We start from the raw sequence: 23,523 nt of genomic DNA, 5'->3' as shown, positions 1-23,523 counted from the left end.
CGGAGGAATTCCGGAATCAGTCCCTATGTGCGGCGTAGGCCGCTTATTAGCCCGTCCAAGAATTGGGGCGCAGTTCATAGCTCATCGATGGCGGGATTCTCTATACTGAGTCACATATGACGGTATCGCACCAAAGGAGAACACCGTGACCACGTCGCAGATATCCCTGCTCGCGCTCATCTTGGTTGGGGGCATCGGCATCCTGCTTATCGGAGTGAGCGCGCTCATGAAGGCCGCCGCCCGCAAGAAAGCCAAGGCCTGTACCGCCGTGACCATGGGGACGGTCATCGACCATCGCTTTATGGGTGAAGGCAGAATGAATCCCGTTTTGGAATACACCGTCGACGGCACGCAATACCGCGCGAAAAAACAATTCCGTGGCATAAAGACCAAAAGCTTGTCGGGACTCCCCATCCGCACGCAAGCCACCGCCCACGAAGACGCCAAGGGCTGGCTGCACGTGCAGACAGGCCCCATCGCCCGCCTAGGCACCCTCGCGGAGCAGCTTTGGCCCCTCGGTAGCCAAATGACCGTGTACTACAACCCCAGCAACCCAGACAAAAGCTATGTCGAACGCCCCATCGTGGGCAACTTTGCCACACTGATGTTTAACATCGCAGGCTTCTTGCTCATCGCGATGAGCATCTTGCTCTATGTTCTTATCCAGCGCTAGCTCAAACTGATGCGCCCCGCGCCCCATGCGCCGCAACGACCGTTACGACACCAAGGATCAGCCATGGCAACACTTTCCGAACAAGAACGTAAGCGCATCCAGCGATACTGCATCTGTCCCAAGGTTGCCGGCGCGGCGCTTGCCATGGCATTCGTGCTGCCCTTATTGATTATTCCTTTCGAAATGATCGACGACATCGTCTTCCATCACGAAGGCTTCCAAGAGACGGGCATGATGACCGCCTTGGTGCTCACCGCCATCGAGCTCGTCATATTCTGCTACTGTGCCCTCGCGCCGCGTTTTGGCATGCGCGGCAAGCAGTGGAAGGAAATGCAGAACCGGCTCGCCATCGAGCAGAGCGAGAAAGACCGCTCGGCACAAATCGCAGGCGTTGTTGGCACGCAGGCCGCCGCACGCCTGCTCAAGAACAGCGACAACGAGACCGCACGCAACCTGGGCGGCGCGGCAGAAGTCGCCGCTGCCGTAGGCGCCGTCGCCACCGCGGCAGACGTGCTTGCCGAAAGCTTCGCCAACGCAAGGGCCATGGCAGAGGCCTGTGGCGTGCCTGTCCCCCGTGCAAAGAAGTGGGTCGTCGCGCTTGTGGCGCTGCCCCTCGCGATCGTGTGCGGCGCCTATATCCCGCAGCTGGCGCAGGGAAACATCGAGATGCAGGAGAACGCCGCGGCCGCGGCCGAGCAAATTGCCATCGCCCGCAAGACGCTAGGACCCGCATGCGAGTACGTGTCCGCCGATGACCCTTACGAGCGATATCAAGATTACGGATATCACGTCCGCGGCTACCTTCACGACGGCGACTCCGATACCCAGAAGACCTATACGTACCTGGATTTCGACAACAAGGGAACGCTCAAGGAAGTGAGTTACATAGCAGAGATCGACCCCGACGCGAGCCTTGAGGACAACCTCGCCCGCATCGAGCTCGACTTGGACGAACTTTCCTCTGTCGTCCAAACCGTAGACGTCAAGACCGTGAGTCCCGAGCTCCTAGCACCGCAAAAGCTCCCCGAAGAGTTTAGGCAGGCTTTTTTGAACGGTTCGCTCTACGAGAGAATCTCCATCAGGACGAGTGACAACCCCATCAAAACGTACTATTCGTTTGACACGGATCCCGAGGATGAATTTGACGAGTACACCCATCCAAGCATCCGTATCACATTGATGGGCAAAACGAGCTAGCCACCCAATGTGACAAAGGGACTGTCCCTTTGTCACATTATTCGGAGCGTAGGGCTTCCACAGGGTCTTTCTTGGATGCGCTGCGAGCCGGCAGCAGGCCGGCAACGACCGTCAGCAGCACCGAAATTACAATGAGCATCAGCGCGTCTTGAACGGGCAGGCTCATCAGGTTGGGCACCTGCTTGGCCGCAAGCGCCCAGGCATTAACCGGAAAGCTCACGGCCACCACGACGACAATGGCAAAGACGCCGGCAATGAGGCCTTCGATAAAGGTCTCGGCATTAAATACGTTGGCCACGTTGCGCTTTGACGCGCCGATCGCGCGCAGGATGCCAATCTCCTTTTTGCGCTCCAGCACGCTGATGTAGGTGATGATGCCGATCATGATGGAGCTCACCACCAAACTGATACTCACGAATGCGATGAGCACCAAGCTGATAGTATTCACGATGTCGGTCACCGAGCCCATGATGATGCCCATGTAGTCGGTATACGAGATTGCCTGCTCATCGTGGCCAGCAGCTTTGACCTGCTTGTTGTACGCATCGATGTAATCGAGCACGCGCTCCTTGGCCTCAAAGTCGCGCGGGAAAATCTTGACCGAAATGGGGTCCGCCTCGTCCGCATAGCCCAACGTGGTCAGATTGTTGTCGTAGGTGAGCTTCGACGCCTTGGCATAGCTCATCATGAGCGAGCTCAGATCCTCGGCGTCCATGTTGAAGTGGATGGCACGAGCAAAGGCGCCCGCATCCACGCGCATGGCGCTCGCCAGGTTGGCAAAACTCGAAGACATCTGCGTCGCCATTTGGTCCATGAACCCTGCCGCACCCGCCTTGAGCTGGGTTGATACCGTCGTCGCAATCTGCTCGCTGACCGCCTTCATCACCTGATCCATAGACTGCTGCAAATACGGAGCCAGCTGCTTTTGCACATAGTCGCCCATCACCTGCTGCAGACGCTCGGCCAAGGCATCGCCGCCCAACGCCTTGAGCTGAGCCAGGCATTGCTGGGCTGCGGCATCATTCTCAAGATACGCCGAGAATGCGGCAGCAAGCTTTGACGCGTCCTTAAGATCTTCGGGCGACAGCGCCTTAAACTGATCAGACTGCAGAAAGCCCTCAAACAGCTGGTTGGCAAGCGTTCCTACCTGCTGCATCTGCTCGGGCGTGAGTTCCAGACCGTCAAAGATGCCCGAGAAATCTGGGGCCGGCGCTTTGGCCATGATGTCGCTGAAGTCGATGTCCTTCCCAACGCCCGAAAGGTCAAGGTCCAGCCCGGACAAGTCGATACCAGAAAGGTCTATACCGCCGGCCGCACCCGAGAGCGCCGACGTATCGAACGAGAACGCACTCTTCAGCGCCGCTTCGTCCACACCGAACATGCTGCCCAAATCCACGCCCTGTTTGGCCTCGCCTTGCAGTTCATCGAAAGACTTGCCCGTAAAGACATCCGTCTCGGGGTGGGCAAGCTGCTCCTGCACGATTTGCGAATCGGCAGCACGCTCCATAAGCTGGCGAGTCAGCGCATGCGTATAGGCAATGCCCGGGGACAATGCGCTCGCGTTTGCCGCCTCGTTGGGTCGCACCACGCCCACAATGCGCACGTCAATACCGTCGGCAACCTTGGCTTTCATAAAGTCGGCGTCGCCAGACATGTCAGTCCACATGCCGGTCTCTTCGTTTTTGCGATAGGCATCGGCCGGCGACAACACCTTAAACGTCGTGGACAGTGCATCGTCGTAGGTAAAGTCGCTGCCGGTCTTGGGCGTCTTGACCTTGCCGTCGGCCGTCATGGCACTGTTAACCAGGTCGTTGAGCTCATCGATATCCAGCGCGCCGATGCTGTAGAGCGTGTAGTCGCCCACCGTTCCGCGGCTCGAAAGCACCATCACGGCCTCGTTGGCGGACGTAGGCCAATGGCCGGCAACGACATCGTACTGGCTGTCGAGCAGGCTCTGGTCGTCAATCATCTCGTTAAAGACCGACGTTCCCATGGAATCCATGCTCACCGTTGCCGCCGAGCTCGCGCCTCCGCTCATGGCCTCGGTCATAGCGTTGGGAACAAGGCGAACGGGCTTCTCGTCGCCCTTACTCGAACGATAGACAACCGGCGTCACGCCGTAACCATACTGAATAGCGTTGACCTCTTTGTCGATACCGTTGCCGCCGTCGTCAAGCCATGCCTTAAAGCTCGTCATATCGTTAGATTTAACACTTGCGAACATGTCCTTTACGGCCGTGACCACAGGGATCTTATCGGTCCCCTGAGCCTTGCCGCCGGTAGCGCCATCGGACGAGTCCTCGCCCTTGGACGCCTCCTCATCCGTGCCCCCCTGTCCGCCCATCATAGACGACAGGTCGTAATCTTGTTTGGAAATCGTAAGCGGGTAGCTTGAGAGCGTGTCCTCCTCGACCTTTTTGATGTAGCCGTTTACGCCGTTGGAGAGCGCCAGAATCGCCGCGATGCCAATAATGCCAATCGAACCTGCAAAGGCAGTCATGGCCGTACGGCCCTTCTTGGTCATGAGGTTTCGGGCAGAAAGCCCCAGCGCCGTCATAAAGCTCATCGAGGTTTTGCGCGTGGGTTTTGCCTCGCGATGTGCGACCGTGGCCACATCAAAGGGGTCGGAATCGTCGGTGACCTTGCCGTCCGCCAGGCTGACGATGCGCGTGGCGTACTGGTACGCCAGCTCGGGATTGTGCGTGACCATGATGACCAGACGATCGCGCGCAACGTCCTTGAGCAAATCCATAACCTGCACGGACGTCGTTGAATCCAAGGCGCCGGTCGGCTCGTCAGCCAGCACAATCTCGGGGTCGTTGATCAAGGCGCGGGCAATGGCCACGCGCTGCATCTGCCCGCCCGAAAGCTGGTTCGGGCGTTTGTCAACGTGCTCGCCCAGACCAACCGTCTCGAGCGCCTTACGCGCACGCTGGCGGCGCTCGGCATGTCCCACGCCCGTGAGCGTAAGCGCCAGCTCCACGTTTTCCAAAATGCTCTGGTGCGGAATGAGGTTGTAGCTCTGAAACACAAAGCCAATGCGATTGTTTCTGTAGGCATCCCAATCGCGGTCGCTGAAATCCTTGGTCGAGATGCCATCGATCAGCAGGTCGCCGGAATCGAAATGGTCGAGTCCACCAATGACGTTGAGCATCGTAGTTTTACCCGAACCCGAGGGACCCAGGATGGCTACAAACTCGTTATCGCGAAAAGACAGGCTTACGCTGTCGAGCGCTACCTGCGTAAACGACTGCGTAACGTACCTTTTGCAAATAACTCTGAGATCCAGCATGGACGGCAACCTCTCTCGCGCGGGCGCGCTCGCCCGCTCCCCCGCCGTTCACGTTCGGCGCGTTTGTCCTACTCTATCCTCATTTTTGGCCGATACCAGTGAGGAATGTAACGAACCGCGCCAAAAAACGAACGGGACAGCACGCCGCATGGCGCACCATCCCGCATATAACATCCCCGATGCGACAAAGAGGCTGTCACTTTGTCACATTCCAATGCGCGCTACTTTTCGAGCCCGCACGGCATAACGTTAGCGCTGCCGCGGCGAGCCTCAGTCACGGCTGCAAAGAAGCGATAGCCGCCCGAGAAGTTAAAGCACTCAAAGCCATGCTGCGCCAAAATGCGGCAAGCAATGTAGCTGCGAATGCCGCTCTGGCAAATCACGTAGACCGGCTTGGCCCGGTCGAGCTCGCTCAGGCGATTGCGCAGATCATCGACGGGAATGTTTACGAAACCATCGATATGCCCGCGCTCATACTCCCCTTCCGTACGAACATCGAGCAGCTGCACGCTGCCATCGCGTGGCAAGTTGGGCTCATCCTCCCAATGCCACTGCGCCAGTATGCCGCGATTGAGGTTCTCGATCATAAAGCCCGCCATATTGACGGGATCCTTCGCCGATGAATACGGCGGCGCGTATGCTAGGTCCAAATCCTTAAGCCTATCGCCGCGCATGCCTGCCTGGATGGCAGTCGCCAGAACGTCGATACGCTTGTCCACACCATCGATGCCCACGATTTGCGCACCCAGCAGGCGCAATCCCTGCTTCTCGAAGACAACCTTCATGGTCATGGGCGTTGCACCCGGATAATAACCCGCATGCGAACCGGGCGACAGGACCACGCTGTCGCAGTCAATTCCCGCCGCGTGTGCCGCCTTTTCGGATAGTCCCGTGCTTGCCGCCGTCAAGTCGAATACCTTGATAACCGATGAGCCCAACGATCCGAGGTAGCAGCTGTCCATGCCGGCTATGACATCGGCGACGACACGCCCCTGCTTGTTGGCGGGGCCGGCGAGCGAAATGACCGCGTCCTCGCCGGTCACCTGATGCGTGACCTGCACGGCATCGCCCACGGCATACACGTCGGCAGCAGAGGTCTCCATGCGGTCGTTGACCACAATAGCCCCCTTGATGCCCAGTTCGAGCCCCGCCTCTTGCGCCAGATGGCTCTCAGGTGCCACGCCAATGGCAAGCAGCACCATATCGGCTCCGATAGGGTCATCGCCCGCAACATGGGTGACAACGCGGCCATCAACTTCCTCAAAACCTGTCACATCGGCCTTGAGGCGCAGATCGATACCGTGCTCACGCACCTCGGTATGCAAAAGGGTCGCCATGTCGTAATCCAGGTTGTTCATAAGCTGGACGGGACGCTGCAGAAGGGTCACCTGGAGCCCCAGCTCGCACAGATTCTCCGCCGTCTCGACGCCAATGAAGCCGCCGCCGATCACGACGGCACTGCTCGGTCGCCGCTCTCGAACATAGCTGTGAATACGCAGCGTGTCCTCAACGGTGCGTAGGCTAAAGATTTTATCCGAGTCGATGCCCGGCAACGCAGGGCGGATCGGCTTTGCACCCGGCGACAGGATGAGCTTGTCATACGTCTCGACAAATTCCTCGCCCGTCAGCATATTGCGAACCTCGACCGTATGCGAATCGGGATGGATGGCAAACACCTCGTGACTCGTCTTGACCGCAATGCGAAAGCGATCCCAAAAGCCCTTGGGAGACTGCAGCGTCAATGCGCTCTCTTCTTCTATCACGCCGCCAATGTAGTACGGAAGCCCACAATTGGCATACGATACAAAACCCGTGCGCTCAAAGATGACAATTTGGGCCTGCTCGTCGAGTCTGCGCAAACGTGCCGCCGCCGATGCGCCGCCCGCGACGCCTCCAACGATAACCACCTTCATAGCTAACGCACCACCTTTCCCGTGTAGCCGCTTATGCCGCCGATATTCTTGACACTGCCATACCCAGAACGCTTAAGAAAACTCACAGCTTGGTTGCTTCGCGCACCGCTCGGGCAATGCACGAAAAGCTGCGTGCCCTTTCGACGTATACCCATGATGCTACCCCGAAGCAGAAAAAAGAGTCGCTGTTTCCAGCGACTCCCCTTCAGTTGTCTGTCCCACGGACTTACTGTTCGCTCTTCGCGAGTGCCTGATCGATCAGTTTGTTGAGCGCCTCGCGCTGCTCAGCGGAGTTGATGCCGCCCATGATCGGCTCTCCCACAATGTTACCGTTCTGGTCGATCACGTAGGTGGTCGGGAACGAGTACAGGTTGGAGGTGAACTTTCCGGCCTCGCTGTCCGACTTAAACCAGATGTTCTTATACGTCACGCCCTTCTTGGAAAGCACGTCCTTGGCATCGGCCACCTCGTCTTTGTTGCCATCGAGCGTAAAGGAATTAACGCCCACGACCTGGCCGCCCTTCTCGGCAAGCTCCTTGTTGAGCTTCTCCAGATCGCCCAGCTCTCCCACGCACGGCTTGCAGGTGGTAAACCAGAAGTTCATGACGGTGACCTTGTTCTTGGAGAACAGCTCGTCGCTGTTTACATCGTTGCCGTCCAAGTCCTTGCCCTTAAAGCTGGGGAACTTCGTCTCCCCGCTCTCGCCGTTAGTCATGCCTGCGGTCGAGGCATCGACGCTCTCCCCCTCGCCGGGCGTGCTGCCGCATCCGGGGAACTCCTTCTCCAGCGCCATGAGCTTGTCCTCGATCTCCTTGACCTGCTGCGCGCCGGCCTTAAGCGTCTTAAGCTCGTCAGCCGCAAACTGATCCTTGGCGCCCTCGATGGTATCGAGCAAGAAGTCACCGTAGTTCTTGCCGTCCTCAATCATGGGAGTGTCTTTGTTGGCCGCAAGGAACACCTTTTCCCATAGGGCGTTATCGCTCGCAAAGATCTCGTTTTCCTTTTGCAGCAGCTGCTGGTACAGCTCGGCCGCCTCCTCGGCACTCGACGGCTTTTGCGCTATGAGCTCGGCAATCTGCGCATCGCCGCTCGTAGCACCCTTCGCGTCGCCCTTGGGGGCAGAGCACGCCGCGAGAGTCAGCGCCAGCACGGGCAGCATCAACAGAGCTGCAATTTTTGACAGTTTCATGGTTCCTCCGTTTATATCGAAACTTATATAGGTACCTATTTGTTTTCGCAGGCTTGCGTGGACTGCGCGGGTTTGTCGCCCGTCACACCCAGCCCATAGCGAAAGCTAATAGCATCGACGGGGCACGCGCCCACGCATTTGCCGCAACGAATGCACTCGGCATGGTCGGGCGTACGCGTAACGTCCACGTCCATTTGACACACCTTGGCGCACTTGCCGCACGAGACGCATTTGCACTGGTCAACCTGGATCCCCAGCAAAGACACCTTGTTCATGAGCGCATAAAATGCGCCGAGGGGGCAAATCCATTTGCAGAAGGGGCGATAGAACAGCACGCTCAGCACCGCAACCACAATGAGGATCGCGAGCTTCCAGGAAAAGAGCTTTCCCAGCGCGGAGCGGATTCCCACGTTCATGATGGACAGCGGAATCGCGCCCTCGAGCACACCTTGCGGGCAGATGTACTTGCAAAAGAACGGGTCGCCCATACCCACATCGTTAACCACCAAGACGGGCAGCAGCACCACGGCAAACAGCAGCACGGCATACTTGATGTACGTGAGCGGCTTGAGCTTTTTCGTGGAGAGCTTTTTGCTGGGAATCTTATGCAAAAGCTCTTGTAGCCATCCAAACGGGCACAAAAAGCCGCATACAAAACGTCCCAGCAGCACGCCGATCAGAATGAGCGTTCCGGTGACGTAATACGAGAAGCTAAACTTAGACGAGCCCACCACCGACTGAAACGACCCGATGGGGCACGCACCCGAGGCCGCTGGACACGAGTAGCAGTTGAGGCCCGGCACGCAGACGGCTTTGCCCGCTCCCTGGTAGATGCCGCCCTTGGCAAAGTTAGGCAGGTGAATATTGGTCGCAAGCGTCGCCGCCGCCTGAATCAATCCACGAAATCGCGCTAAAAGATGCGATGCAGTGTTTTTTCTTTTATCCAATTCCGATACACTCCAAGCACAGCCTGATTGCCTTGGCCAGCACGGCATCTGCCTCGCCGCGCATAATTCCAAAGCCAACCATGGCTACCCCAACGATCAGCAAAGCCACCTGCGCCACAGGCTTAATCGCTTTGAACAATCTGACCACTCCTTTCGTTTCGCGACCCATTGGACCATACCGACTATAAAATCCGTGTTAAGCGTGAATGATTATGCAAGGAGAACGTTATGCGCATCTTGGTCATCGAGGACGAGCGGGCGCTGTGCGATGCGATCGCACGCAGCCTGCGCAACTTGGCCTATAGCGTCGACTGCTGCTACGACGGGCAGCAGGCCCTCGATCTGCTCGATGTCGAGACCTTTGATCTTGTCGTGCTCGACCTCAATCTCCCCCATGTCGACGGCATGACCGTGCTCAGGCAACTCAGGACAGCTGATTGTGAGACCAAGGTGCTTGTGCTCTCGGCACGTGGCGAGGTCTCCGACAAGGTAGCGGGGCTCGATGCGGGCGCCAACGACTACCTCACCAAGCCGTTTCATCTTGACGAGCTTGCGGCAAGGATTCGCAGCCTTACCCTCAGACGCTTTACACAAAGCGACGTTGTTCTAACCTGTGGATCGCTGAGCTTTGACACCAAGGCGCGCCTCGCCACAGTGGGCGACGAGATCCTGTCCCTCACGCGCAAGGAGACCGGCATCTTGGAATACCTGATGCTTAACCAGGGGCGGCCGGTGAGCCAGGAGGAGCTCATCGACCACGTATGGGACAGCAGCGTCAACAGCTTTAGCAACGCGACCCGCGTGCACATCTCGTCGCTGCGCAAAAAGCTGCGCGGCGCGTTGGGGCACGACCCCATCCGCAACCGAATCGGCGAAGGCTACGTTATGGAGGATGGCAAATGAAGCGGTTGTCGCTGCAGTGGCGCATCACGTTGATGACGGCACTGCTGATATGTTCGACCTGCGTACTTATGAATTGCCTGGTTGGCTACTCCGGCATGCGCTACATGGACTCGATTGGTGCAGAAGCGTCGGCGCACAGCAAGGTGGAGGCGGCCTCGCCCAGCTCATTTGACCCGACAAACAAAGAGCTCGACGACGCGCTGACCATCGTCGTGAACGACGCCCAAGAATCGTTTGGCGCGACGAGCTGGTATATAACTGCGGCGGTGACGCTGCTCGGCGGCGTGCTGGCCTACTTTGTAAGCGGACATGCGCTGCGGCCGTTGCGCTTCTTTGCGACGCAAGTCGAGAGCGTGCGGCCCGACAACCTCGCCGACACAAAAATCAGCGAGGACGTGCCCTCTGAACTCAGGCGCTGCAGCGCGTCGTTTAACGACATGATTGCCCGCCTTGACGAGGGATTTTCCGCACAAAGACAGTTTACGGGCAATGCGGCGCACGAGCTGCGCACGCCACTTGCGCTCATGCAGGCCCAGGTCGAGCTGTTTTGCGCCGAGCACCCCGACGTCGACGCCGATACAGCGAGCCTGCTCGGGCTGCTGCAGGAGCAGACCGAGCGAATGACGCACATGACAAAGACCCTGCTCGAGATGAGCGAGCTGCGCAGTGTCCCTTGCAACGATGTGATTGACCTAGCGCCGATGATCGAAGAAGTGCTCACGGACCTGGCACCCCTTGCCGAGCAAAAAGACATCACGCTTACAAGTGAGGGCGACGCGCAAACGATCGGCAGCGACACGCTGATCTATCGGTTGCTGTTCAACTTGACCGAAAACGCCATACGCTATAGCGCGCCCAACTCGACCGTGCAAATCAACGCCTGCGCCGAAGGCGACCGCGTGCTGCTACGCGTGCGCGACCAGGGGCCGGGCATTCCCGAGCAATACCAGACGAGCATCTTTCAGCCCTTCTATCGCGTCGACAAATCGCGCAGCAGGGCATACGGCGGCGTGGGGCTGGGGCTTGCGCTGGTCTGGGAGATCGCCGCACTTCACGGCGGCTCCATCGAGGTCGAAAAGAGCTCGGAGCGCGGAACGACCATGCTCGTGACTCTTCCCACTCGCGCACTCGGCTCATTAAAATAACGAACGGGATGGCACGCCGCGTGGCGTACCATCCCGCACATAATATCGAGGATGTGACAAAGGGACTGTCCCTTTGTCACATCTGCTAGTTCTCGTCGCCTACCAGCTGAGTTAGCTTACTCCCACTCGACCGTGCCGACGGGCTTCGGCGTGAGGTCGTAGCACACTCGGCAGATGCCGGGAACCTCGGCGGTGACGCGAGCGGTAATACGCTTGAGCAGCGCCCAGTCGAGCTCGGGCACCTCGGCGGTCATGACGTCAACGGTGTTGATGCAGCGGATGATGCAGGGCCAGTCGTAGGCGCGCTTACCCTCGCGCACGCCGGTGGCGCGGAAGTCGGGCACGACGGCAAAATACTGCCAGATGGTCAGACCTGCCTTGTCGATCTCCTCGCGCACGATGGCGTCGGCTTCGCGCAGCGCCTCAAGACGGTCGCGGGTGATGGCGCCAAGGCAGCGGACGCCCAGGCCAGGACCGGGGAACGGCTGACGCTCAACCATGTTCTCGGGCAGGCCGAGCTCGCGGCCCACGACGCGCACCTCGTCCTTGTACAGCAGCTTGACGGGCTCGCAGAGCTCAAACTGCAGGTCATCGGGCAGGCCGCCCACGTTGTGGTGAGCCTTCACGCCATCCTGGGACTCCAGGATGTCGGGATAGATGGTGCCCTGGGCGAGGAAGCTAACCTCGTCGCCAACCTTGCGGGCCTCCTCCTCGAACACGCGAATGAACTCGGCGCCGATAATCTTACGCTTGGCCTCGGGCTCCTCGACGTCCACGAGCTTATCCAGGAAGCGATCAGTCGCGTCAACATAGACCAGGTTGGCGTCCATCTGGTTCTTGAAGACGTCGACGACCTGCTCGCTCTCGCCCTTGCGCATCAGGCCGTGGTTCACGTGCACGCAGATGAGTTGCTTGCCGATGGCCTTGATGAGCAAGGCCGCGACAACCGAGCTGTCAACGCCGCCCGAAAGGGCCAGCAGGACCTTCTTGTCGCCGATCTGCTCGCGGATTGCAGCGACCTGCTCTTCGATGAACGCCTGGGCAAGTTCGGGAGTGGTGATACGCACCATGTCGTCGGGACGCTTGTTGGGATCCATGCAGAGCTCCTTTTCGGTTCGATGGGAATGCGTTACACGTATGCAAACGCACCGTCACATGACCTCATTATATGCAGAACGAGATGCGTTTCCCATCGCTGCGACAGAGCTTTTTACAGGGGTGGTATTTTTTCCTAATGTCGAGGTCAGCTAGGCTTCGGTAGCCACCTTGGGAGCATCGCCAATAGACTCTTCCTTTATACGTTCGGCACAATCGTAGGCGATACCCACAAATTCAAGTCCCGAGCAACAGGAGTACAATTGCTGCTATTGTTGCCAGCTGTTGGGAGATGGAAGATGGACTGCGATGGCTACCCATGCGTTCCCATGCCGTTGATGTGCACTGCCTTTGTGCCGGGGCAGATGGACGCTGCGGTTGCAGGCATTTCCGACCCCGATTCGCGCGCCATTGCCACGGCAGAAGCGCTGTACTTTCGCGGACAGGCCACCCTTGCTGCCAAGACGGCGCGCCCCTATCTTGACGCCACCGATCCCGCACTGCGCTATTCCGCATGCTTTATCTGCGGATACGCCAGTCTGTCGCTCAACCGTATCGCCGACGCCCGCCGGTGCCTTGCGGGCATCCTCGATACGCCAACTGACGAGGAATCGCCCGCCGTCCACGCCACGCATATCCTGTTCGCCTCGGCCGCGAGCGTCCTGCTGCACTTGCCTTCCCCGTATTCTGCCGAAGAGTTTTATCCGCTTGCGGCGCATCTGCCCGAAGGCCTGCGCTTGTTCGCCAGCTACGTGATGGCGCATGCCCTGTACCTGCGCGGCGAATATGGCCGCAGTCTGGGCATGGCGGAAAACGCCCTAATTATGAAACAGGGAAGCTATCCCATCTCGGAACTGTTCCTGCACCTGGCAGCTTCCATGGCATACATGAGTCTCAAAGACGTCGACGCCGCAAAAGCGCATTTTGGCGCCGCTTGGGACATTGCGCGCCCCGACGGCCTCATCGAGCTCATCGGCGAGCACCACGGCCTTTTACAGGGGCTCATCGAGGCGTGCCTAAAAACGCAATACCCTGACGATTTCGCGCGCATCATCGAGATCACGTACCGCTTCAGCTACGGCTGGCGGCGCATCCACAACCCCGATTCGGGCGAGGACGTGGCCGACGATCTAACGACCACGGAATTCACCATGGCCATGCTCGCCTGTCGTGGGTGGACCAACGCCGAAATCGCACGCCATATGGGAGTATCGCCGGGCACCGTCAAAAACCGCCTATCCGGCGTATACGCAAAGCTTGGCATCGGCACACGCGCCGAGCTGGTCGCGCATATGTTGCGTTAGCGACCGGGCTGCCAAGCGCATCGAACGCGTTCCGGAACCCGGCGCTTCGCTCGATCAATTTGGACATTTTGGCCATCGAACGGCACTACCGCCACGAAGCGTCTTCTCGCAAAATTGGATTATTTCCACCGATATTTGCGGGATGGGAGCCCAAGATGCTTGATCGCCGTTCGTTACTTGTTGCTGGAGCGTCCTCGCTGGCGAGCATCATGTTGCCTCGCGTGCCGGGAAGCGAAAATGCCTTCCTGCTGCCGTTCGCGCCCACCGCGGCCTATGCCGACGAAGAAGATCCCTTCAAGGTGCTCGTTCTCTCGCGCACCATGTTTGGTGTAGTCGTGGTCGACGTCGCCAACAAGAATACGCCCATCGCAGGTGCCCAGGTCACGCTCACATCGCGCTATGCCGTAGGCAAGCAGCTCACCGCCACGACCGATGACGAAGGCACGGCCATCTTTGAGGTCGCCCCTCTTTCGGAAGGCTACGTGGACGAGGCAACGCTCCTTGACGCGTACGACTTTAACGGCGGCATCTCCATTAGCATGGCGGGCTACCGTGATGTCGAGATTCCCCTTGCGCGTATCCAGGGCGGCACCGCCATAACCACGCCCACGCGTCCGCTTTCCGACGGCGAGCCGTACTTCCGCCAGCTCACATTCGACGAATGGGACATCCAGTACGCTGAAGCCACGTTCATGGCATTGCCGAAGGACGACACGGCAAACGAGCAGCCCGATACGCACGCATTTACCGTGCAGGCTCATCTGCCGCAGGGCGGGCAGGCAACATTGCATATCAATAAAGTGATGCCCGCTGCGGGCAGCTCAACCGAAACCGTCACGCAGATTGGTCAGATCAAGGCCAGCGCATCGGGCGCGGATAATCTGGCGACGTTCACACTCGAAGACAAGTTTCTCGACGCGGCATCGGGCCTTCTGGAGGAAGGGTGCAAGCTGCGCTTTGTCCCCGACTATCAGGGCAAAACCTACACGCTCTCATCCCCCATGGCCGTTGTCACCGCGCCGGCCGCAAAGGCGGAATCGGGCTCGACCACTATCGTCCCCACTACCATGGACCAAGAGGTCACTCCGTTTGATTTCCCCGCGGCGTTTCCCGGCATCGGCGGCAATAAGTTCACGTGCTGGATACCCACATTTCCGATCCTCTTCGATTTCTCGTTTGCTGGATACGTGCTGTTTGGCGGAGGATACAAACCAGCCAGCTATATGAACGATTCGGGCAATCCGGATCCGGAGTACTGGAAGAAGTCACCGCGCGAGTCGGGCGCCAAGCAGGCAAACCGCTACCTCGACGAAATGGAGGGGAAGTGGAATCAGTACAAAAGTATGAGTGCCGGTTCGGGCACCGATCCAAGAAACACCAAGCTCCTTCGCCACCATTGCACGCCGCTGTTCACGATGGATATCGCCACACAGCTGTACGGCTCGCTCGCCTACGATTGGGTGGGCAAAACCTGGGGTAACAACAACGACCCCGCATACGGCAATATTAAGGCCCTCTTCCAGGTAAGAACTGACCTCAATTGGACCGAGCAGTTTACCCTAGGACCGGTGCCATTTTTCCTAAACGTCAACCCTTGGGTGCTGGCGAAGCTGGCGCTCGCTGTGGGTGCCCACACGCACGGCAGCGGCGCGGCGTTTTTCAAGAACATTTCGCTCGACTATTCAAACACGTCGGGCTCGTTCACCATCCAGATCGGGCTTGCCGTCACCTTTGGCGCCGGCGTTGCAGGCGTCGCTTCGTCTGCCGTGCGCGGCGCCGCATCCCTCACGCTGTTCATTGGGTACGAGAAGGCAGATGGACACCAGCTTCCGCGGCTGCGCGTAGGTGCAGACGTCGATGTCGATGTGATACTCCAGTTCGTAATGTTCAAGTGGACCACCAAGGCTTGGTCGGGGTCGTGGCCCACACTCATCGATTCGTGGAATATGTCGGTGAACAATGGCGACCAGTATGTGCTCCAACGCTCTGAGCTGGCATTGGGTGGAGATACGCCTTATACGCTGGATGCCTGCTTCGGCTCGGCCGGCAACGCCGAGGCAGGTGGTGTGCCGCAGTTTATCGCATCGGCCACCATCGTCACCAACGCCGAGCTGCTCGCACGCGCCGAGGTTAAGGCCACTGCCGTAAACGCCGCGCCTGTCGTGCGCGATTGGGATCAAGCGGTCACGCGCATTGAGCTCGAGACGAACGCGGAGAGCGACGACACGGGACAGGTCGAACATTTCGTCCACGCGCTGATGGAGAACGACGAAAATGCCGCGCCGATGTATGAGTACACCTACATCGGTCAGTCAACGAACGCCGTTGCGGACCCGAACGCCAATTCTGCCGGCGTGTCGGAGGACGAGCGTGGCGGCATAAAACCCTCGAGCGACAACGTGCTGTTTTCCGGCGTGCTCAGCGAAGCCCACATGAAGCTAACGATGATTGCCGGCGTAGAATGCCTGTTCCGTATCGCCTCGGTGCGCTACGGCGACAATGGCCGCTCGCGCCTGGTGGTGCACACAAAGGCAAACGGCACGTGGTCCGCTCCCACGCCCGTGGACTTTCCCCTTGGGTTTGGCGAGGGCGACGTGGAGCGCGACGGCATATTCGATTACGACTTCGACGTGGTGGAATATACGGACGGAAGAGGAAACCAGGACGCCTACGTGCTGCTGGTCTCGGGCGAGCGCCCCGCCGGCGACAACACCCTTTTCGATACGGCAAGCACAGCCGGCATACTGTCTGTTGTGCGCCTGCGCATAAGTAATGGCGAGATCCGCGTGGTGTCGCATACGTCATGGCGCAGCATCTCGCGCGGCCGCCTGCAAGAGGATGGCTACCATTGCCTGCAGTGCCCGCGCATCACGGTAGGCAAGACGCTGGTCGACGGACGCCTGTCGGGTGCCTACCTCCACCGCCGCGGAACCACCGCAGAGAAGGCGCTCGGCAGCGAGGCCGAGGTTGCGCTGGAATGCTTTACCCTGTGGTCGGATGATTTGGGCGACAGCCTGACGTTCCGCCAAGTTCTTCGCTTTCCGCAAGCACCGTCGAGTATCGAGCTGAGCGAGCCCGAGAATATCAACGGCAAAATGGTGGTGCCCGTTGCGTACGAGACCGCAGACGGTTGCGGCTGCGCATCGTACGCCGTGATCGGCCAGTCCATTGCGGGCTGGGGCGTTATGCCACCAGACGCCACGGTGCCCCATGCGGTGCCGTGGCCACAACATTCGGGCTTTTTGGCCACCGTCAACGAGCAGCTGCAGCATATTACTTGGACGCGAGGCGCATCGGCATTTGCAACGCAGCCCGTGGGTGCCGCAGGCTGTGGCCCGGCATCGTTTAGCGTAAGCAACAACGGCAGGTGCGCGCTCTATGTAGAGAACACCGATGGCAAGGTGGGGCAAACCTACGACGAAGAAGGCAACCCGGTAGCAGTAATGGGCAAGCACTTCCGCATCTTCGCCAGCACCTTGGCAGGCGATCTGTTCACGGAGCCGTTCGTGATGTGCGAGCTGGACCATCCCGTCGATCAGATAACGACATTTTTGACGTCGGGAGGCATGCTCTCCGCGCTCGCCACGCACATTGTGAGCGCGGAGAAGAGCGAGGCAGAGCTGCACGGCATCGAAGTGCCTCTGGTGGCGTGTGCCACTCCGACGGGCGCGGTCGCTACCTCGGGCGCGGTGGTGCCCGGAGCGGCAGGCGAATCCTTCATGGTCACGGTGCGAAACGACGGCAACACTTTGCTGACTGCCGGCACAATCGATCTGTACCGAGAGGGCTCCAGCCAGCCGTTCTCCAGCGCATCCATCGGATTCGGAGCGAACGCACGCATGGCTTCGATCTACGATCCAGAGCTTGCCGAAGACGCTTCGGCCAACGACATGGCACACGTAAAGTACGCGCTCGAGACGCTGGGCGCACGTTTTGCAACGCACCCGCTGGTAGCCGACAACGGCAACGCCGTGCTGGCACCGGGTTGCACGGCACAGTTCCGCATGAGCTTCGCCATCCCCGAGAGCTGGAGCGACGAAGTGGGCAAACGCGTCACGCTGTATGCGAAGGCGCGTAATCTGGTGGCGCTCGATCCCGTAACGCTCGAGGAGATCCGACCGGGCGCAAACTCGGCACTGAGTGCCGTTCTGCACGAGCTTCATGTGCCCGACGCGGCATGCGAACGCTCAGAAGTTCAGGTCGGCGTATGCGACAGCGCGGATACGACAGGACTTCACGACGCCCCGATGACGGTAGACGGCGATGGTGGCTCGAGTGGAGGTGGTTCCGACGGAAGCAGCTCCGGTGGCGGCAGTGGCTCTGGCAGCGGCAAGGATCACGGCAATAACAAGCGCTCCAGAAAAGCGGGCGCGCTCGCCGGCACGGGCGACAGCAACGTCCCCCTAACCGCAGCCGCAGCAGCACTCGCCGCAGCTGGTGCCGGCCTTGTCGCCTACAGCGTCCGCCGCACGGCGCTCGAAAAAGACACCGCCAATGAGGTCAATTCGGATAGGCCTCGCTAGCTCCTAGTTACTTTTGTGTGAGACGCCGACTCGGCTCATCGAACATTAAAATGGGCTGGTTCTGGATACCCAGAGCCGGCCCATTACACATTAGATGTGGCCAGCGGAATCGAGCTCGGCTTTCTCGCCCCGCATTCCACCGAGGACAGTGGGGCACTATCGTTTAAGGGCTTCCTTATTGCTCGATGGTCTTCTTGACAACTGCGGGGACGCCTGCCGCCACCACATTATCCGGAAGGTCTTCCGTCACGACGCTGCCCGCGGCAATAACGCAACCGCTGCCGATGGTAACTCCCTGCAGCACTGACACGTTCGCGCCAAACCAGCAGTTATCGCCGACAACGATGGGCAGAGCCTTCTCGAGACCCAAGTTGCGGTCCTTTGCCTTTAGGGGGTGCGAAGCGGTGTAGAAGCCGCAAAACGGCCCGATAAACACGTTGCCACCAAAGGTGATAGAGCCGCCGTCCATAAAGTAGCAGCCATGGTTTACAAAGCAGCCCTCACCAAAGCTCGTCTTGCTCCCGTAGTCAAAGTAGGCAGGCGAAAGGACCGTCAGCCCTTGCGGAAGATCGGTATCGAGCAAGGATTTCAAAGCGTCAAGCTGCGCGTCGCTTCCGGGTTTTGCCATATTAAAGTCATAGCAGAGCGCCTCCGCCTTTGCGCGTTGCGCCAGGAGCTCCTCGTCAAAGTTGGCATCATGCCACTCCCCGCGCTCCATCTTCTCTTTCTCAGTCATTGCGCCCCCTCAAACAACATGCAGTCTTGATGCGGCAATTCTACCAGCCGATAAGCCACGGTTTTAACACGAGCACCACGCCGCGCAGGGAATGACCGCAGAAGCTAAAGGTCACCGACTCCGAACGCGCGTTCGATGGAATTCGTGTTAGTTGGAATCGTCCGAGGCCTGGGCTATGCTACCTTGACTATCTATATGACTACAACGCAGCAAAGGAGCATCGAGAGAGCGAGCATGGCAAAAAACACCGCAAACTATGGTAACGACAGTATTCGTCAGCTCAAGGACGAGGAGCGCGTACGCCTGCGCCCCGCCGTTATCTTTGGCTCGGACGGACTCGACGGCTGCGCGCATGCCGCCTTCGAGATCCTGTCCAACGCCGTTGACGAGGCGCGCCAGGGCTACGGCAAGCTCATCACCCTTACCGCCTTTCGCGATGGTTCCATTCAGGTAGAGGACAACGGCCGCGGCTGCCCGCTCGACTGGAACCCCTCCGAGAAGCGCTTTAACTGGGAGCTCGTCTTTTGCGAGCTCTACGCAGGTGGCAAATACAACAACAACCAGGGCGGCGACTACGACTTCTCGCTCGGTACCAATGGCCTGGGCTCGTGCGCGACCCAGTACGCATCCGAGTACATGGACGTCACGGTTTGGCGCGACGGCAACAAGTACTCCCTGCACTTTAAGAAAGGCAAGGTCGTTGGCGCCAAAAAGAAAGCGCTTGAGATCGAGCCCAGCGACGAGGACCGCACCGGCACCACCATCAAGTGGCGCCCCGATCTTGAGGTCTTTACCTCGATCAGCATTCCCCACGACTGGTATCGCGAGACCATGCGCCGCCAGGCCGTGGTCAACGCCAACGTGACCTTCCGCCTGCGCATTGAGGGCGACGATGGCGAGTTTTCCGAAGAGGATTTTTGCTATCCCAAGGGCATCGAGGACTACGTGCTCGAGAAGGTCGGTACCGACTACCTTACCGAGCCCTTCTTTATCGAGGCTGACCGTCGCGGTCGCGACCGCGAGGACCTGCCCGATTACAACGTCAAGATCACCGCGTGCATGTGCTTCTCGCGCACCTTCATGATGCAGGAGTACTACCACAACTCGTCATGGCTCGAGAACGGCGGTTCGCCCGAAAAGGCCGCCCGTAGTGCTCTGACCAGCGCCATCGATGCCTACATCAAGCAACAGGGCAAGTACAACAAAAACGAGAGCGGCATTAAGTGGCAGGACGTCCAGGACTGTCTGGTGCTGGTGACCAACTGCTTCTCCACCCAGACGTCCTACGAAAACCAGACTAAGAAGGCCATCAATAACCGCTTTATCCAGCAGGCGATGACGGCATTCTTTAAGGAGCGCCTCTCGACCTATCTGATCGAGAACAAAGACGCCGCCAACAAGATCATGGAGCAGGTGCTCATCAACAAGCGCTCGCGCGAGAACGCCGAGAAGACGCGCCAGAGCATCAAGACCAATCTGCAGCAGAAGACCGACATGGCCAACCGCGTGCAGAAGTTCATCGACTGCCGCTCCAAGGACAAGAGCCGTCGCGAGATCTACATCGTAGAGGGCGACTCGGCAGCAGGCGCCATCCGCACCTCGCGCGATGCCGAGTTCCAGGGTGTTATGCCCGTCCGAGGCAAGATCCTCAACTGTCTGAAAGAGGACTACCCGCGCATCTTTAAGTCCGACATCATCATGGACCTCATGCGCGTGCTGGGCTGCGGTGTGGAGATCAAGGACAAGCGCATCAAGAACCTTGGCGCCTTTGACCTGGACAACCTCAACTGGAACAAGGTCATCATCTGTACGGACGCCGACGTCGACGGTTATCACATCCGCACGCTTGTGCTAACCATGCTCTATCGCCTGGTGCCCACGCTTATCGACGAGGGCTACGTGTATATCGCCGAGTCGCCGCTCTACGAGATCAACTGCAAAGAGAAGACCTACTTTGCCTACACCGAGCTCGAGAAGAACGGCATCCTCAAGGAGATTGGCGACCAGAAGTGCTCGATCAACCGCTCCAAGGGTCTTGGTGAGAACGATCCGGACATGATGTGGCTCACCACCATGAACCCCGAGACGCGCCGCCTGATCAAGGTAGAACCCGAGGACGTCACCAAGATGGAGACCATGTTCAACCTGTTGCTGGGCAACGACGAGACGGGCCGCAAGCGTCACATCTCCGAGCACGGCAAGGAATACCTGGACCAGCTGGACCTGCAGTAGCAGCAAATCGATAACGACGGCCCATAAGAAGTTCAAGAGGAAATCGTGGCAAAGAAGAAGACGAAGAACCAGCCCAAGAAAAAGCAGGTCAACGCCGAGAACGTCATCGGCCTGCACTCCGAGGTCACCGACCAGCCGATTACGCAGACGCTCGAGGTCAACTACATGCCCTACGCTATGAGCGTCAACGTCTCGCGTGCATTCCCCGAGATCGACGGCTTTAAGCCCTCGCACCGCAAGCTGCTCTACACCATGTACAAGATGGGTCTGCTCAAGGGCGAGCGCCAGAAGAGCGCCAACATCGTGGGCCAGACCATGAAGCTCAACCCGCACGGCGATGCCGCGATCTACGAGACGATGGTGCGCCTGGCCACCGGCAACGAGGCGCTGCTCGCCCCCTTCGTGGAGTCGAAGGGTAACTTTGGCAAGTACTATTCGGGCGACCTGAGCTACGCCGCCTCGCGTTATACCGAAGCCAAGCTCTCCCCCATCAGCGCCGAGATCTTCAAAGACATCGACAAGGACCCGGTCGACTTCGTCGACAGCTACGACGGTGCCATGAAGGAGCCGCGCCTGCTGCCCACCACGTTCCCCAACATCCTCGTCTCGGCCAACAAGGGCATCGGCGTCGCCATGGCGTCTGACATCTGCGGCTTTAACCTCAACGAGGTCTGCACCGCCACCATGCACTACCTGCAGGATCCCGACTGCGACCTGCTCGAGTACATGCCCATGCCCGATTTCTCCACCGGCGGCGAGATCATCTACCGCCGCGAGGAGATGGAAAAGATTATCGAGACCGGCCTTGGCAGCTTCCAAATCCGCTCCCGCTGGCGCTGGATTCCCGAAGAGCGCATCATCGAGGTCTACGAGATCCCCTACACCACCAAGACCGATGTCATCATCGAACGCATCGTCAAGCTCTCCAAGGAGGGCAAGGTCAAGGAGATCGCCGACATCCGCGACGAGACCGACCTTTCGGGTCTGCGCATCGCCATCGACCTTAAGCGCGGCGTCGACCCCGACAAGCTCATGGCCAAGCTCTATCGCTCGACCACGCTGCAGGATTCGTTCTCGTGCAACTTCAACGTGCTCGTCGACGGCTATCCCCGTGTTATGGGCGTGCGCCAGATTCTGCACGAGTGGGTCAAGTGGCGTATTGCGTCCACGCGTCGCCGCATTAACTTTGACCTGGGCAAAAAGTCCGAGCGCCTGCACCTGCTGCACGGCCTTGAGGCAATTCTGCTCGACATCGACAAGGCCATCGCCATCATCCGCGGCACTAAGCTCGAGGCAGAGGTTGTACCCAACCTTATGAAGGGTTTCGACATCGACGAGACCCAGGCCGAGTTTGTCGCCGAGCTTAAGCTCCGCAACATCAACGAGGAGTACATCCTCAACCGCACCAAGGACATCGCCAAGCTCGAGGGCGAGATTGCCGAGCTTGAGGAGATCCTCTCCAGCGAGGAGAACATCAAGAAGGTCATCAGCGACGAGCTAGCAGCGGTCAACAAGAAGTACGTGATGCCGCGCCGCACGGGCAGGATCGAGCCCCATGAGGTTATCGAGGTAAGCTTGGAGCCCGAGGTCGAGGAGTACCCGGTCACCATCATGCTCTCGCGCGATGGCTACCTAAAGAAGATGACGGACCGCGTGCTCAAGAAGGCGACCACGCTCAAGTACAAGGACGGCGACAAACCCTTTATCGAGTTCCCGTCCTCCAACACCCACGAGCTGCTGGTCTTTACCAACAAGAGCCAGGTGTACAAGTGCAAGGTCGCGGCGTTTGAGGACACCAAGTCGGCCCAGCTGGGCTCGTACCTTCCGACCGATCTTGAGATGGAACCCGACGAGAGCGTCATCTGGGTCATCGACCCCGAGGACTACAAGGCCGACGTGCTGTTCGTCTTTGAGAACGGCCGCGTGGTGCGTGTCGCGCTTTCTGGATACGCTACCAAGACCAACCGCAAGCGCCTTAAGAACGCCATCTACGGCGGCAGCAAGCTGCTGTATGCGCAGGTGCTCAAGGAGGACCGCGACCTCGCGCTGGTCTCGAGCGACTACCGCCTGATGAACTTCAACACGTCGCTGCTCAAGACCAAGACGACCACCAACACGCAGGGCGTCCAGGCCTTTACGGCCAAGAAGGGCCGCTCGGTCACCACCGTCGGCACGACCGAGGAAATCCTTGGCGCCGGCGTCTCGGCCGAGAAGTTCACCGCGCAGAGCCTGCCCTCCGCCGGCGCCCTCATGAAGGAAAATGACATGCCGAGTTTGTTTGACTAAAACAACGGCGACTAAACCGTCATGGTTTTACAAAGCAGCGGGGCCCGGAGCGCAGTAAACGCTGCGCCCCGGGCCCCATGCATTACAC

15 protein-coding genes are annotated in these 23,523 nt (G+C 59.0%); 8 read left to right on the top strand and 7 right to left on the bottom strand.

Annotated features, from left to right (window positions below; all coding sequences use genetic code 11):
* The first annotated feature begins 145 nt into the window (after nucleotides 1–145).
* Nucleotides 146–673 carry a DUF3592 domain-containing protein gene (locus PMW70_RS05950; protein ID WP_271744164.1) on the top strand — a complete coding sequence of 176 codons (528 nt, stop codon included), beginning with the start codon at nucleotides 146–148 and terminating at the stop codon, nucleotides 671–673.
* Nucleotides 674–736: 63 nt separating this feature from the next.
* Nucleotides 737–1,870: a hypothetical protein gene (locus tag PMW70_RS05945; RefSeq protein ID WP_271744162.1), complete on the top strand. Its 1,134-nt coding sequence runs from the start codon at nucleotides 737–739 to the stop codon at nucleotides 1,868–1,870.
* 37 nt (nucleotides 1,871–1,907) lie between these two features.
* Here PMW70_RS05945 and PMW70_RS05940 read toward each other — a convergent pair whose 3' ends face one another.
* The 5 genes from PMW70_RS05940 to PMW70_RS05920 form a co-directional block, all read right to left on the bottom strand.
* Complete coding sequence (locus tag PMW70_RS05940) at nucleotides 1,908–5,162, bottom strand: ABC transporter ATP-binding protein/permease (RefSeq protein WP_117716805.1); 3,255 nt, start codon at nucleotides 5,160–5,162, stop codon at nucleotides 1,908–1,910.
* Nucleotides 5,163–5,383: 221 nt separating this feature from the next.
* Nucleotides 5,384–7,075, bottom strand: coding sequence for an FAD-dependent oxidoreductase (locus PMW70_RS05935; RefSeq protein WP_117583290.1), 1,692 nt, complete (start codon nucleotides 7,073–7,075; stop codon nucleotides 5,384–5,386).
* Between the two features lie 226 nt (nucleotides 7,076–7,301).
* Nucleotides 7,302–8,264: a redoxin domain-containing protein gene (locus tag PMW70_RS05930; protein WP_117583291.1), complete on the bottom strand. Its 963-nt coding sequence runs from the start codon at nucleotides 8,262–8,264 to the stop codon at nucleotides 7,302–7,304.
* A 35-nt stretch (nucleotides 8,265–8,299) separates the two neighbouring features.
* Complete coding sequence (locus tag PMW70_RS05925; protein ID WP_233509043.1) at nucleotides 8,300–9,160, bottom strand: 4Fe-4S binding protein; 861 nt, start codon at nucleotides 9,158–9,160, stop codon at nucleotides 8,300–8,302.
* A gap of 43 nt (nucleotides 9,161–9,203) precedes the next feature.
* A complete protein-coding gene (locus tag PMW70_RS05920) occupies nucleotides 9,204–9,350 on the bottom strand; it encodes a CD1871A family CXXC motif-containing protein (protein ID WP_197032826.1) in 147 nt (48 codons plus the stop codon).
* An 89-nt stretch (nucleotides 9,351–9,439) separates the two neighbouring features.
* On the opposite strand from PMW70_RS05920, the gene PMW70_RS05915 reads away from it, so the two are divergent.
* Together PMW70_RS05915 and PMW70_RS05910 are read left to right on the top strand one after the other, a co-directional pair.
* Nucleotides 9,440–10,114: a response regulator transcription factor gene (locus PMW70_RS05915; RefSeq protein WP_055252402.1), complete on the top strand. Its 675-nt coding sequence runs from the start codon at nucleotides 9,440–9,442 to the stop codon at nucleotides 10,112–10,114.
* Nucleotides 10,111–11,259 (top strand): HAMP domain-containing sensor histidine kinase, encoded by a 1,149-nt coding sequence (locus tag PMW70_RS05910; RefSeq protein ID WP_055252403.1) that lies wholly within the window; start codon nucleotides 10,111–10,113, stop codon nucleotides 11,257–11,259. The genes PMW70_RS05915 and PMW70_RS05910 overlap by 4 nt, the downstream gene beginning before the upstream one ends.
* A gap of 116 nt (nucleotides 11,260–11,375) precedes the next feature.
* Here PMW70_RS05910 and guaA read toward each other — a convergent pair whose 3' ends face one another.
* Complete coding sequence (gene guaA, locus PMW70_RS05905) at nucleotides 11,376–12,356, bottom strand: glutamine-hydrolyzing GMP synthase (protein ID WP_082435590.1); 981 nt, start codon at nucleotides 12,354–12,356, stop codon at nucleotides 11,376–11,378.
* 297 nt (nucleotides 12,357–12,653) lie between these two features.
* Between guaA and PMW70_RS05900 the strand changes: the two genes are divergently transcribed.
* Nucleotides 12,654–13,658, top strand: coding sequence for a helix-turn-helix domain-containing protein (locus PMW70_RS05900; protein ID WP_055252404.1), 1,005 nt, complete (start codon nucleotides 12,654–12,656; stop codon nucleotides 13,656–13,658).
* A gap of 155 nt (nucleotides 13,659–13,813) precedes the next feature.
* Nucleotides 13,814–18,181, top strand: a complete 4,368-nt coding sequence (locus PMW70_RS05895; RefSeq protein ID WP_271744159.1) for a hypothetical protein — start codon at nucleotides 13,814–13,816, stop codon at nucleotides 18,179–18,181.
* A gap of 175 nt (nucleotides 18,182–18,356) precedes the next feature.
* On the opposite strand, the gene PMW70_RS05890 is transcribed toward PMW70_RS05895, so the two are convergent.
* Nucleotides 18,357–18,917 carry a sugar O-acetyltransferase gene (locus tag PMW70_RS05890; protein ID WP_118376733.1) on the bottom strand — a complete coding sequence of 187 codons (561 nt, stop codon included), beginning with the start codon at nucleotides 18,915–18,917 and terminating at the stop codon, nucleotides 18,357–18,359.
* 234 nt (nucleotides 18,918–19,151) lie between these two features.
* On the opposite strand from PMW70_RS05890, the gene PMW70_RS05885 reads away from it, so the two are divergent.
* Both PMW70_RS05885 and PMW70_RS05880 read left to right on the top strand, forming a co-directional pair.
* Nucleotides 19,152–21,149, top strand: coding sequence for a DNA gyrase/topoisomerase IV subunit B (locus tag PMW70_RS05885; protein WP_055252409.1), 1,998 nt, complete (start codon nucleotides 19,152–19,154; stop codon nucleotides 21,147–21,149).
* 45 nt (nucleotides 21,150–21,194) lie between these two features.
* Complete coding sequence (locus PMW70_RS05880) at nucleotides 21,195–23,435, top strand: DNA gyrase subunit A (protein WP_195534980.1); 2,241 nt, start codon at nucleotides 21,195–21,197, stop codon at nucleotides 23,433–23,435.
* Nucleotides 23,436–23,523: the final 88 nt, after the last annotated feature.

The sequence above is a fragment of the Collinsella aerofaciens genome (assembly GCF_028209625.1).
In the GTDB taxonomy this organism is placed as follows: Bacteria; Actinomycetota; Coriobacteriia; order Coriobacteriales; family Coriobacteriaceae; genus Collinsella; species Collinsella aerofaciens_AM.
Note: the sequence above shows the minus strand (reverse complement) of the source record. Positions and strands in the feature narration are given on the sequence as shown.

Bases quoted from the DNA above. Each gene is read 5' to 3' on its own strand.
- PMW70_RS05900 (WP_055252404.1), top strand. From the start codon at position 12,654: ATGGACTGCGATGGCTACCCATGCGTTCCCATGCCGTTGATGTGCACT.
- PMW70_RS05945 (WP_271744162.1), top strand. From the start codon at position 737: ATGGCAACACTTTCCGAACAAGAACGTAAGCGCATCCAGCGATACTGC.
- PMW70_RS05890 (WP_118376733.1), bottom strand. From the start codon at position 18,917: ATGACTGAGAAAGAGAAGATGGAGCGCGGGGAGTGGCATGATGCCAAC.
- PMW70_RS05935 (WP_117583290.1), bottom strand. From the start codon at position 7,075: ATGAAGGTGGTTATCGTTGGAGGCGTCGCGGGCGGCGCATCGGCGGCG.
- PMW70_RS05930 (WP_117583291.1), bottom strand. From the start codon at position 8,264: ATGAAACTGTCAAAAATTGCAGCTCTGTTGATGCTGCCCGTGCTGGCG.
- PMW70_RS05885 (WP_055252409.1), top strand. From the start codon at position 19,152: ATGGCAAAAAACACCGCAAACTATGGTAACGACAGTATTCGTCAGCTC.
- PMW70_RS05895 (WP_271744159.1), top strand. From the start codon at position 13,814: ATGCTTGATCGCCGTTCGTTACTTGTTGCTGGAGCGTCCTCGCTGGCG.
- PMW70_RS05910 (WP_055252403.1), top strand. From the start codon at position 10,111: ATGAAGCGGTTGTCGCTGCAGTGGCGCATCACGTTGATGACGGCACTG.
- guaA (WP_082435590.1), bottom strand. From the start codon at position 12,356: ATGGATCCCAACAAGCGTCCCGACGACATGGTGCGTATCACCACTCCC.
- PMW70_RS05915 (WP_055252402.1), top strand. From the start codon at position 9,440: ATGCGCATCTTGGTCATCGAGGACGAGCGGGCGCTGTGCGATGCGATC.
- PMW70_RS05940 (WP_117716805.1), bottom strand. From the start codon at position 5,162: ATGCTGGATCTCAGAGTTATTTGCAAAAGGTACGTTACGCAGTCGTTT.